The organism is Reyranella soli, assembly GCF_007992495.1.
Taxonomy (GTDB): domain Bacteria; phylum Pseudomonadota; class Alphaproteobacteria; order Reyranellales; family Reyranellaceae; genus Reyranella; species Reyranella soli.
This window is the reverse complement of sequence record NZ_BKAJ01000032.1, coordinates 23,071-34,964: the sequence shown is the minus strand read 5'-3', so window position 1 is coordinate 34,964 and position 11,894 is coordinate 23,071. Positions and strand designations below refer to the sequence as shown.

The following is an 11,894-nucleotide window of genomic DNA, read 5'->3' as shown; positions in this document are numbered from 1 at the left end:
CCAGTGGCAGAAATCCTTCCCCAAGACGGCACAGCAGGCACCCTGATCGGCCGAATCCAGGGCCGAGCTGGCCCCAGCGTCGTCGCCGTGCGCGCCGAGGGCGTGTTCGACATCACCGCGGCCGCGCCGACCGTGGCCGACCTCTGCAATGCCGCCGATCCTGTGGCGATTGCCCGCAGCAAGGGCCAGCGAATCGGCTCGCTCGAAGAGATGGTCCCGGCCCTGCTCGCGCCCATCGACCTGCAGGCCATCAAGGCCGCCGGTGTGACTTTTGCCGTCAGCCTGCTCGAACGGCTGATCGAGGAGCACGCCAAGGGCGACCTCAGCCGCGCCGACCAGGTGCGCAAAGAGCTGAACTCCCTGATCGGCGCCGACGTCACGACTATCAAGCCCGGCTCGGCCGAGGCCGAGGCACTGAAGAAGACCCTGATGGCCCGCGGCGCCTGGTCGCCCTATCTCGAGGTCGGCATCGGGCCTTACGCCGAGATCTTCACCAAAGCTCCGCCGATGGCCGCCGTCGGCTATGGCGCGGAGATCGGCATCCGGTCGGACTCCGACTGGAACAACCCCGAGCCCGAGGTGACGCTGGTCGTCAGCGCCAAGGGCACGATCGTTGGCGCCACGCTCGGCAACGACGTCAACCTGCGCGACATGGAAGGCCGCAGCGCGCTCCTGCTGGGCATCGCCAAGGACAACAATGCCTCCTGCGCCATCGGTCCCTTCGTGCGCCTGTTCGATGCGACCTTCACCCTCGACGACGTGCGCAAGGCCAAGGTCGACCTCGAAGTCACCGGTCCCGACCAGTTCCGCCTGCGCGGCTCGAGCGACCTTTCAAAGATCAGCCGCGACCCGACCGACCTGGTGCGCCATGCCATGGGCGACACGCACCAGTATCCCGACGGCATGGTGCTGATGACCGGCACGCTCTTTGCGCCGACGGAGCAGCGCAAGCCGGATGGCCACGGCTTCACCCACATGGTGGGCGACCTGGTCTCGATCAGCTCGCCCAAGCTCGGCACGCTCACCAACCGCGTCAATCATTGCGACAAGATCGCGCCATGGACCTTCGGCGTGTCGGCGCTGATGCGCAATCTCGCGTCTCGAGGACTTTTGAAGTGAACGACCTTACCCGCCTGCCCGCCTCGGTCCTGCGCGAGCAGATCGCTGCCAGGAAAATCTCTCCCGTCGAGCTCACGGACGCCGTCCTCGCTCGCGCTGAGAAGCTGCAGCCTGTGCTGAATTGCTTCATCACCATCGTCGCCGACCAGGCGCGTGCGGCGGCAAAGCAGGCGGAAGCTGCCGTCATGCAGGGCAAGCCGCTCGGCCTGCTGCACGGCATTCCCTTCGCCGCCAAGGACCTGGTGAATACCGCGGGCGTGCGCACCACCTTCGGCTCGCTGCATCACGACGACAACGTGCCCAAGGAGGATGCTGTCTGTGCGGCGCGCGTGAAGCAGGCCGGCGCCATCCTGTTCGGCAAGACCACGACGCCGGAGTTCGGCCACAAGGGACTGACCGACGCGCCATTGTTCGGCCGCACGCGCAACGCCTGGAGCGCGGAGCGCACGTCGGGCGGCTCGAGCGGTGGTGCTGCGGTCGCGGTCGCAGCCGGCATCGGGCCGATCGGCATCGCCACCGACGGCGGCGGCTCGACGCGCATTCCCGCGGCGGCCAACGGCATGGTCGGGCTGAAGCAGAGCAACGGCGTCATCCCGCACAGCCAGGTTGCCGATGCCTTCGGCAACTACACCTACGTGACGCCGATGACGCGCACGGTGATGGACACCGCCTTGATGCTGCAGGCCATGGCGGGCCCTCACCCGTCCGATCCCTGGTCGATCGGCATTGCCCCGCAGGACTACATCGCCGCCGCACGTCCCGAGGGCAGCCTCAAGGGCAAGCGCATCCTTTTCAGCGTGACGCTCGGCAACACGATGGTCGCCAAGGACGTGCGCTCGGCCTTCGACCAGGCCTTGGTCAAGCTCAAGGACCTCGGCGCCGAGCTGGTCGAGCTGCAGGACGAGCTGCCCAACATGGAGCCGATCTGGAAGGTTTTGAACCACACGACCTGGCGCGCGCGCTTCGATCATCTGCTGCGGCGCGAGGACAATCGCTTGTCGCCGTCGCTGGTCCGCCAGGTCGCCATGGCGGCCGAATGGTCGGGCACCGACTACCAGCACGCCATGTTCCAGCGCACCGATCTTTTCCGTCGTATTCAAGGCTGGTTCGAGACAGCCGACTACCTGGTGACGCCGACGCTGTCGCGCACGGCGCTGCCCATCGACCAGGATCTGTTCGAGCCGATCCGGATCGACGGCGTCGAGGCGGGCGAGCTCAGGCGCAACTGGTTCCCCTACACCATGCCGTTCAACATCACCGGCCACCCCGCCCTCACCGTGTGCTGCGGCTACGACGCCGAGGGCCTGCCGATCGGCCTGCAGTTCATCGGCCATTTCCGCGACGAGGCCTCGGTGCTGCGCGCGGCCGCGCTCTATGAGGCAAGCGAGAGCTGGCTCAATCGATGGCCGGACCTCTGAGGCGCGCGCCACCGCTCACGGCCGAGCAGATCCAGGCACGCGTGCTCCATCGCGATGGCCTGATCCTGGTGATCGACAAGCCGGCGGGACTCGCCGTGCATGCCGGCCCCAGCAAGGCGCCGAACCTCGAGGAGTGCTTCGATGCGCTGCGCTTCGGCCTGCCGCGGCCGCCGGCGCTCGCCCACCGGCTCGATGCCGATACGTCGGGCGTCCTGGTCCTGGGGCGTCATCCCAAGGCGCTCAGCAAGCTCGGCCGCCTGTTTTCTGGCCGCGATACCGAGAAGACCTACTGGGCCGTCGTGCGCGGCGCGCCGCCGGCCGACAAAGGCGTGTTCGACCAGAAGCTTCTCAAGGTGAACACGCGCAGCGGCTGGTCGGTGAAGGTTTCCGACAAGGGCCAGACGGCGGTGACGCGCTACAAGGTGCTGGGCCGCGGCCCGCACATGACTTGGCTGGAGCTGAAGCCCGAGACCGGCCGCACTCACCAGATCCGCGTGCACTGCGCGGCCGCAGGCTGCCCGGTGATTGCCGACCGGCTCTACGGCACCGCCGAGCCCGGCCAGCAGCTCCATCTGCATTCGCGCGGCATCGTGCTGCCGCTGTCCAAGACCAAGCCGCCGATCGTTGTCGAAGCGCCGCCGCCGCCGCACATGATCGCTGCCCTGAAAGCCTGCGGTTACGGAGACAAGTAAATGTCTGCCGACCTCACTCCCGCGCCCTGACCCAGATGCGGAGCGGATCGCCGATCTCGAAACCCGCATCGAGAGCGGCGGCAAGCTCGCTGCCCGATTCGTAGCCGACCACCGGCAGGCGCGGGAACGTGCGGCTGGCCAGCAGGATCAGCGACCGCCAGACGGCGACGGCATCGGCCGCCTCGGCCACGACGTTGCTGAGGCCGACGACGCCGGCCGCGCGATAGAGCATGCCGCCCGCCACCACGCGAAAGCCGCGTCGGCCGGTGAACATCGCGAAGTTGGGATCATGGTAGGGCCACGCGGCCTTGCCCTCGGTCTCGCGCTGCCAGTCGATGTCGGTCGCCGAACTGCCGGTCAGCATGACGTTGCGGATCCAGGACGCCTCATGCAGCACGTCGAAGCCTCGGCGCCCCAGATCGAGCGCCATAAAACTGTCCTTCACCGCCCAGCGGCCGGGCAGGTTCGACTTCTGCAGGATCTCGATGTTGCTCAGCTGCTCGGTGATCGCGGCATCGTCGCGCGCCAGGGTCACCGCGTTGGGATAGAAGCGCGGCACCTCGCGGGCATTGACCCACATCGGCGGCAGGAAGGTGCCGGGCCGCCCGTGCGCACGGCAGACCGCGTCACACCAGTGCGCGTTGTTGAGGGCGGCGGCTGGGGTCCAGTCCTTCAGGCGCGTACTTCCTCACGCTGGAAGACGACATAGGCCACCGCGAACACCACGATCATGCCGGCGACCAGCCCGGTGAGCTGCGGCCAGATCAGGATCAGGCTCTGGTCGAGCGGCAGCGGCGCTTCTGGGATCGCTCCGCGCATCTGCATCGGCAGCATGAAGCCCAAGGTGCGCGTCTCGGGATTGAGCAGCCCCACCACCGCCTCGCTGAACAGGGTGCCGGGCGACAATCGCTGCAAAGCGAGGCCGAGCTCCTGGATGGCGACGTACTGGTCGATCGACGTCACCTGGGCCGGCGCAAAGCCGATGGTGATCGCCGAGGCGATCATCGGCCACAGGATGAAGAAGAACAGCCACAGGCCGAGCGCGCACAGCGCCGAGGTCGCGGTCGAGCGGAAGATCACCGAGAACAGCATCGCCACAGCGAGCCACACGCCACCGTAGGCGATCGCCACCACGAGGAAGCCGATGCCGCGCGCGACCTCGACGCCGCGCGGCGGCAGGCCGAGCAGCAGCAGCCCCGCTCCCAGCACGATCAGCCACAGCGCCACCAGCGCGACGGCAAGGGTCGTGAGCCCGCCCAAAAATTTTCCGAGCAGCAGGGCGTCGCGATAGATCGGCTGCGACAGCACGCGCGACAGCGTGCGGCGATTGAACTCGCTGTTGACCGAATCGAAGCCGAGCCCGATCGCCATCAGCGGGATGATGAAATTGAGCGCCACGATGAAGGACAGCCCGACCCGCTCGGGCGTGACGGTGAAGATGCGCAGGAAGAGATAGGGATCGGACACCACGACATTGCGCAGGTCCTGCAATGCGAAGCCGACCGGCAGGGCACCGAACACGATCACGAACAGCGTCAACACCATCATGCGCATGCTGCTGAGGTGATCGGACAGCTCCTTCATGAAGACCGGCGCCAGGCCGGTGAACGGCGAGCCGACGCGCACGGCACTACGCGGCATGGCGCGCCTCCTGGAAGTAGCGCGTATAGACCTCCTCGAGGCTGGGCTGCAGGTCGGCCAGGCGCGTCAGCGACCCACCGACCGAGACGATGCGCTGCGCCGCGGCCGCCCGCACGTCGCGATCGGCCATCACCCGCCATCCCCCCTCGCCTTCCGGCACGACGGTCTGCACGCCCTCGATGCCGCGCAAGGCGCCGGCGATATCGGCGCCTTGGGCCTCGACCAGGAAGGGATGGCCCGCGCCCAGCACCTGGTTGGCGAGCTGCACCACCGTGCCCATCAGGGCGATCTTGCCCTTGTTGAACAGTGCCACGCGATCGCAAACGCTCTGCACGCGATCGAGCAGGTGCGAGCTCAGCAGCACCGCCACGCCCGCCCTCTTCAGCCCGCGGATCATCTCCAGCAGCTCGAAAGTGGCATGCGGGTCGAGGCCCGAGGTCGGCTCGTCGAGGATCGCAACCTCGGCCTGTTTCATGACGATCTCGGCGATGCCCAGGCGCTGGCGCATGCCGCGCGAGAAGGTGGCGACGCGCTTGCCCGCCACATCGGCGAGCTTGACGCTCTCCAGCGCCTCCATGATGCGCCGCCCTGACTGCGAGCGCGGGATGGCGAGCAGGCGTGCCGTGTAGGCAAGGTTCTCGTGCGCCGTCAGATGATCGTAGAAACCCACCGCGTCGGGCAGGTAGCCGACCCGGCGCTTGACCTCGAGCGGCTCGCGCACGGGATTGAAGCCCAGGACCTGGACGGTGCCGCCGCTGATCTCGGTCAGGCCCAGCATCATCAGGATGGTCGTGGTCTTGCCCGCGCCGTTGGGCCCCAGCAGGCCGAAGATCTCGCCGCGCTGGATGTCGAGGTCGATGGCGTCGACGGCGCGCTGGCTGCCGTAGGTCTTCAGCAGCCCGCGCGCCTCGATGACGTTGTCAGCCATTGCCGGCCGATCAGCGCCGGCCGAAGCGCGCGACGGCGCCCAGCAGGACCAGCAGGGCGACGGCGATGATGCCGACACCGACGATGCCCCACAGGGTCGAGGTGGTGACGGTGATGCGGAAGTCGGCCGACGCCGATTCGCCGCGGCCATTTGCGCGGAACGAGGCGACGTAGTCGCCGGCGATCGCCTTGTCGGCCGGCGTCACCACCGCCTGCACATCTTTCTTCTCACCGGGCGCGAGGCTCGCGATGGTCTTGGGGTTGAACTCGACCTTCCAGTTGGTCGGCACCGTTCCCGACATTTCGACTTCTTCGATCGGCGCCGTGCCGTCGTTGGACAACACGAGCGTATAGGTCGAGGCCTTGCCGACCTCGGCCTCGCCTGACAGGCGGCCGTCCTTGGTCGACAGCGCGATCCGGCCCTGCCCACTGACCTGAAGCGTCACGCGCAACTCGGCCGTGGCGCCTTCAGACGCCACCTTGACCAGCACCGGATAGTCGCCCGCCTTCACATCGCGCGGCGGCGTCACCTTGACCTTGATGTCCTTGGTCTGCCCGGCCTCGATCGGGATCGAGCTGATCTCGTTGGAGCCGTAGCCCTCGGTGAAGGTGGTCTGGAAGTTGGCCGGCCCCTGCGCCGACAGCGCCACCGTCAGGTCCTTGCCGCTGTCGTTGCCGACAGTGACCGTGTACTCGAAGGCCGAGCGCGGCGTGCCGCGCAGCGACGGCAGGCGTGACTTGATGCTGAGCTTGGCCGGCGCCTCGGTGCCTACGGTGAGCGTCAGCGGCAGCTCGACTGACTGGGCGATCGGCCCCTTGGCGCTGATCAGGATCTTCTGCGAGCCGGGCTTGGCGTCCTTCGGCACGTCGACGCGCAGCTGCAGGGCGACATCCTGGTTGACGCCCGGCATCGCCGCGGCGACGGCTTGGCCGCCGCCCAGGATGTCGATCTTCCAGCCGGCCGGAACGTCCTTCAGCGCCAGTGACACCGGCTCGGGCGGCAGTCCGGCGTTGGTGAGCTTCAGCCGGATGGTCGTCACCTCACCCGCGCGCACGGTCTGCGAGGGATAGTCCGTGGTCAGGAACAGGCCCTTGGGCGTGTCGCCCTGGGCAAAGCTGGTCCCGACGGCCAGGGTCGCAAGAAGGAAGGCCAGCAACGCAGTCAGGCAACGCATCGTAAAGGTCTCCAGATCAGGCGGCCGCGCTGGGGCGGGCCTTCATTCGGCCGTACCAGGCGGTGAGGTTCTTGCAGTCCGCCGGGATCGCCTGGCCGACAGTGCCCATGAAGTCGACCATGGTGAACAGCATGATGTCGGCCATGGTGAGCTTGTTGCCGCCAACGAAAGGATTGCCGCCCATCAGCCCGTCGAGCCACTTGAGCTTATCCTGTGCCGTAGCCTTCAGCGCGTCGGCAGCCTCGGGAATGCAGCGGACACGGTTCTGGAACAGCTTCAGGCCCTGTGAGAAACGGAAGCCGTTGAGTGCCGGCTCGACGATGTTGAGGTCGATGCGGCGCGTCCACATGCGCGTCTTGGCCCGCTCCTCGGGCGTATCGCCGATCAGCGAGGGCGTGTCCTTCTTCTCCTCGTCGACGTACTCGCAGATCGCCGTGACCTCGGCCAGCACCGTACCGTCATCCAGCTCCAGCGCCGGGCACTGGCCTGCCGGGTTGACCTTGGTCGCGTAAGGCTCGCGGCGGTTCTCACCGGCCAGCAAGTCGACCTCCACCTTGGGAACGTCGAAGCCCTTTTCGGCCATGAACATGCGGACCATGCGCGGGTTGGGCCCGATGGAGTTGTAGAGTTTCATTTGATTCCTCCCTGAGCGGCGCAAGCGCTATCAAATCGGTCGATGGCAAGCAATCCCTCCCCACTACGTGGGGAGGAACCTCACCGCCATGGTTCGACCAAAATCTTGGTATGGCGCTCGGGGTTGGCGAGCTCCTTGAAGGCGCCCTTGACCCCCTCGAGCCCGACCTTGCCGGTGATCAGCGCCTCGGCATCGACCAGCCCTTCGGCGAGCAGGCTGAGGCACCAAGCGAACTCCGCGGGCGTGTAGCCGAGCACGAACTGCAGGGCGAGCTCCTTGACGATGCCGAAGAACGGCTCGATGCGGTCGGGCTCCATGCAGACGCCGGCGACGACGATGCGGGCGTCTCGCGGTGCGGCTTCGAAGATCTGCTGCAGCAGGCCAGGCACGCCGACGCACTCGAAGATCACCGCCCGACGGCCGACAGGAAGTTTGCCATAGGGCGTCTCCTTGGCCGGATCGATCACGATGTCGGCGCCCATCTTGGCGGCGAGCTCGCGCCGCTTGGGAGAGAAATCGGCGGCGATGATCGGCCGGGCATTCTTCAGCCGCAGCCCGACGATGGTAGCAAGCCCGACCGGGCCGCAACCGACCACCAGGGGAACGTCGTCGCTGGCGAGCGTCGCCTTCTCCACGGCATGGATGCCGACAGCCAATGGCTCGGTCAGCGCCGCATGCTCGGCGGAAAGGCCGTTGGACACCTCCAACAGAAGAGGTGCGGCCAGCACCATGCGCTCGGCATAGCCGCCCGGATAATCGTTGGAATAGCCGATGGTCGTGCGCGTCTCGGCGCTCAAGGGCATCACCGGCATGGCGACAGCGCGCGCGCCGAGTGGCAAGCGGCGCTCGGTGTCGGGACCGTAGTCCAGCACCTCGCAGCAGAACTCATGGCCGAACACGACGTCGCGCGACAGATCCATCGCGATGCGGCCCGAGACGCGCTTGGACATGTCGACCATGCGGTGTGCGTGTTGCGCCGCGTGAAGGTCCGAGCCGCAGATGCCGCACGCCAGGGTCTTGACCAGGACCTGGCCTGTCGCGGGCTTCGGTTCAGGCACGTCGCCGACGACGATGTCGCCGCCGCGGAAGATCGCCGCCTTCATTTGATGAACTCCGTCGTCGTGGCGAGGAAATCGCGCAGGCGGTCATGATGCACCCAGTGACCGGCCTGGTCGAACTCCACGACCTCGGCATTCTTGAAATGCTTTATGCGGCCGTCCTTCTCGGGATTGGAGGCCCAGCTCTCCTTGCCGTAGACCAGGAGCGTCGGACAGGTGATCTCCGACCACAGCTCCTCGATCGCCCGGTAGCTCATGTCGTAGGGCGGCCAGGCGCGGACGTAGTTGTCGAACTTCCAGCTGTAGGTGCCGTCCTCGTTCTGGTTGACGCCCTGCTCCGTCAGGTGCCGTGCCTGCTCGGCCGACAGATGCGCATTTTCATCCTGCATGCGCTTGAAGGCGTCCTCGATGGAGGGGTAACGCCGCGGCAGGCGGCCCGAGAGCTTGCGCTGCTCGCCGACCCATTCGCGCATGCGCTCGGCCATGGTCGTTTCGCGGCGCTCGGCGATCACCTTGGGCGACGGCCCGAGTCCTTCGATGGCAACCAGCTTGCGCACCTTGTCGGGAAAGATGCCCGAGTAGCGCAGGCAGATATTGCCGCCCAGCGAATGGGCAACGATGGTCACCGGCGCCAGCCCCTGCTGATGGATCAGCTGGTCGAGGTCGTAGATGTAGGACGACATGGCGTAGTTGCCGTCGGGCGACCACTGGCTGTCGCCGTGCCCGCGCAGGTCGGGACAGATGATGTGCCAGTCGTCGCGCAGCGCCTGGGCCACCCAGTCCCAGTTGCGGCAATGGTCGCGGCCGCCATGGACCAGCAGCAGCGGCGGCGCTTCGGGATTGCCCCAGTCGACATAGTGAAGACGCAGGCGTTGCGAAAAGTAGTGGCGGGACGTCGGGCCCGGCATGCCGTTGAGAGAAGAGGTCATGCTCCTTCTATAGACCGGCATTTCCGGTCGGTTAATCCCCGGCTGGAGGTGAAAACCTATCGTTCCGCGACGCACACGGATTTCACGAAAGAAATATAACTTGGGTCTCTTTCTCCTGTCAATCTCCAAAACCACGGTTTTTATCAGGCAACGGGTATTATTGCGCCCCATAAAGGGGAGTTTGACGCAAAATCCCAGTCCGGCCGGTCGAATGCCAGCAATGCCGTCAAACTATCGTGCAAGAAACAATGTCCTTGGGCGGCGCCGGCAGACGCTGCGCGCGCGTTCCGACCAGCACGACGTCGGCGCAGCGAAACCCGCCGACGCCGGGCACGTAGAGGCCGGGCTCGACGGCGTAGAGCTCGCCGGCCTCGAGGGGACGGCCGTTGAACGGCACGTCCTCGGGGAAGTCGTGCTGGACCACGCCGATGCCGTGTCCGCTCCGGTGCAGGAGATGCGAAGCGAAACCCGACGCCTCGATCACCCGCCGTGCCGCCCGGTCGATGCCGGAGACCGGCTCGCCCGACATGGCAGCGTCGATGGCCGCTTCCTGGGCCATGACGGCGCAGCTGTGCAGGGCATGCCGGCGCACGCCGGGCCGGCCGATCTGCCAGGTGCGCGCGATCTCCATCACCAGGCCGTTCAGGCGCGTCACCACCGTGCTGACGGCAACGCTGTCGACCTCCACCCGCCTGCCACAGGAAACGCCGTCGCCGTGCGGCGAGGCCGATGCGGCGCCGGCGACCGTGGTCGCCTTTACGATGGAGAAATTCGCGCCGGCGAAACGTTGCTCCGCCTCGCCGTGCAATCGCGCCGCGATGGCGGCATCGGCCTGTTGCACCGAGCGACCAGGCCGCAGCTCCTCGCGATAGTGCGGCATGACCGCCGCCGACAGGTCGGCCAGCGCCGACATCACCGCGACTTCCTCGCCATGCTTCACCCAGCGCGTCGGCCGCAGCGCTGCGTTGACATTGGCCAGCTCGATCCCGGGCAGCAGCGACAGGGCACCCGTCAGCGGCCCCGTCGCGGCGTCGCAGCCGATGCGCGATCGATCCAGGCCGCGCGCCGTCAGCGTCTCGGCCACCAGCTCGCGCCATTCGGTCGCCGGCCTGGCACCCGACCGCAGCTGCGGCGTCTCCGAATAGAACACCAGGTCGTCGATCCACAGCGTGCCGCGCGCCCGCTCCATCTCGAACAGGTGGCGTCCCTGGTCGGCCAGGATCGCCAGCGAATCGCCGGAAGCCGGCAGTACCAGCAGAAAGGGTCGCTCCCAGGCGAGGTCCGTCATGTCGTGGTTCGAGGCGAAGGAAAAGAAATCCGCTCCGGTGAGCAGCAAGGCGTCCAACCTCTGTGCACGCATGACCTCGCGCAGGCGGCCGTGCCTGTGATCGCGAACCGCTACCGACAACGCTTGCATGCCCGTTCCCCCCCTCAACGCAATGCCGCCTCGATCGACTGGGCGGCGGCGCGCATCTCGGGCAGGAGCTTGGCGAACGCCTCCTCCGGCGAGGTGCGCTGCAGGCTGGTGCTGACATTGAGCGCGGCGATCGCCCGCCCCTTCGCGCGATCGCGCACCGGCACGCTGAGCCCTGCGATGCTGTCTTCCATGACGCCGCGCAGGTAGCAGTAGCCGTCGCGCCCGGCGGCCTCGATCAAGGCACGGACCTCGCCCTCCTCGACCGGCGTGCGGTCGGTGTAGCGACGGCGTGGCCACTGCTTGAAGAAGGCGTCGAGCTGAGCCGGCTCGAGGCTCCCGAGCAGGATCAGCCCCATCGACGAAGTGTGCGCCGGAATGCGCGTGCCCGGGCCCACGCGCAGATGCAGCGCGCGCGAGGAAAGGGCGCGCACCAGATAGACGACGTCGGGTATGTCGAGCGTGCCGATCGACACCGTCTCGTTCAGCCGCTCGGCCAGTTGCTTGGCGACCGGCTCGCCGACACCGAACAAAGGCTGCGCCGACAACCAGGCGAAGCCAAGCTCGAGCACGCGCGGCGTCAGCGTGTAACGCTTGCCGTCGAACTGGGCATAGCCCTGCTCCTGCAAAGTCATCAGCAGTCGCCGCGCAGCGGCGCGCGTCAGCCCCGCCGCCGATGCGGCTTCGGCCGTCGTCATCGCCGTGCGCTCGGCGCCGAAGGCGCGCAGCAGCGCCAGGCCACGCTCGAACGATTGCACGCCGGTGCGACGGGAGGTCATTCGGACATCGCTCTTCATCTCGCGATGCCACGCCATAAGACGAGCCGGCGCAAGCCTCTTCAACGATACGTGCGCAAGGCGAACGCAGCGGGCGCAGCGCGCGCACCG

The 11,894-nt window shown here is 67.2% G+C and carries 12 protein-coding genes; 3 read left to right on the top strand and 9 right to left on the bottom strand.

The window, feature by feature from the left end; genetic code table 11:
- The first annotated feature begins 3 nt into the window (after positions 1-3).
- From RSO01_RS09605 to RSO01_RS09595, 3 genes are read left to right on the top strand one after another with little or no spacing between them, the layout of a single operon-like run.
- The gene (locus RSO01_RS09605; RefSeq protein WP_147148601.1) at positions 4-1,119 is read left to right on the top strand and encodes a fumarylacetoacetate hydrolase family protein; all 1,116 of its coding nucleotides are present in this window, start codon (positions 4-6) and stop codon (positions 1,117-1,119) included.
- Positions 1,116-2,537 carry an amidase gene (locus RSO01_RS09600; protein ID WP_246158263.1) on the top strand — a complete coding sequence of 474 codons (1,422 nt, stop codon included), beginning with the start codon at positions 1,116-1,118 and terminating at the stop codon, positions 2,535-2,537. Before RSO01_RS09605 ends, RSO01_RS09600 begins: the two co-directional genes overlap by 4 nt.
- Positions 2,522-3,229, top strand: a complete 708-nt coding sequence (locus RSO01_RS09595) for an RluA family pseudouridine synthase (protein WP_174825924.1) — start codon at positions 2,522-2,524, stop codon at positions 3,227-3,229. The genes RSO01_RS09600 and RSO01_RS09595 overlap by 16 nt, the downstream gene beginning before the upstream one ends.
- Positions 3,230-3,242: 13 nt before the next feature.
- On the opposite strand, the gene RSO01_RS09590 is transcribed toward RSO01_RS09595, so the two are convergent.
- The 9 genes from RSO01_RS09590 to RSO01_RS09550 form a co-directional block, all read right to left on the bottom strand.
- Positions 3,243-3,809: a hypothetical protein gene (locus RSO01_RS09590; protein ID WP_147148597.1), complete on the bottom strand. Its 567-nt coding sequence runs from the start codon at positions 3,807-3,809 to the stop codon at positions 3,243-3,245.
- A 92-nt stretch (positions 3,810-3,901) separates the two neighbouring features.
- Positions 3,902-4,870 carry an ABC transporter permease gene (locus RSO01_RS09585; protein WP_147148595.1) on the bottom strand — a complete coding sequence of 323 codons (969 nt, stop codon included), beginning with the start codon at positions 4,868-4,870 and terminating at the stop codon, positions 3,902-3,904.
- Positions 4,860-5,798, bottom strand: a complete 939-nt coding sequence (locus RSO01_RS09580; RefSeq protein ID WP_147148593.1) for an ABC transporter ATP-binding protein — start codon at positions 5,796-5,798, stop codon at positions 4,860-4,862. Before RSO01_RS09580 ends, RSO01_RS09585 begins: the two co-directional genes overlap by 11 nt.
- Positions 5,799-5,808: 10 nt before the next feature.
- Positions 5,809-6,972, bottom strand: a complete 1,164-nt coding sequence (locus tag RSO01_RS09575; protein WP_147148591.1) for a COG1470 family protein — start codon at positions 6,970-6,972, stop codon at positions 5,809-5,811.
- A gap of 16 nt (positions 6,973-6,988) precedes the next feature.
- Complete coding sequence (locus RSO01_RS09570; RefSeq protein WP_147148589.1) at positions 6,989-7,606, bottom strand: glutathione S-transferase family protein; 618 nt, start codon at positions 7,604-7,606, stop codon at positions 6,989-6,991.
- Positions 7,607-7,686: 80 nt separating this feature from the next.
- Positions 7,687-8,709 (bottom strand): zinc-binding dehydrogenase, encoded by a 1,023-nt coding sequence (locus tag RSO01_RS09565; protein ID WP_147148587.1) that lies wholly within the window; start codon positions 8,707-8,709, stop codon positions 7,687-7,689.
- Positions 8,706-9,593 carry an alpha/beta fold hydrolase gene (locus tag RSO01_RS09560; RefSeq protein WP_246158261.1) on the bottom strand — a complete coding sequence of 296 codons (888 nt, stop codon included), beginning with the start codon at positions 9,591-9,593 and terminating at the stop codon, positions 8,706-8,708. The genes RSO01_RS09565 and RSO01_RS09560 overlap by 4 nt, the downstream gene beginning before the upstream one ends.
- A gap of 226 nt (positions 9,594-9,819) precedes the next feature.
- Entirely contained in the window at positions 9,820-11,010 is a 1,191-nt protein-coding gene (locus RSO01_RS09555) for a M24 family metallopeptidase (RefSeq protein WP_147148585.1), read from the bottom strand.
- Positions 11,011-11,024: 14 nt separating this feature from the next.
- The gene (locus RSO01_RS09550; protein WP_170302958.1) at positions 11,025-11,786 is read right to left on the bottom strand and encodes an IclR family transcriptional regulator domain-containing protein; all 762 of its coding nucleotides are present in this window, start codon (positions 11,784-11,786) and stop codon (positions 11,025-11,027) included.
- Positions 11,787-11,894 lie beyond the last annotated feature (108 nt).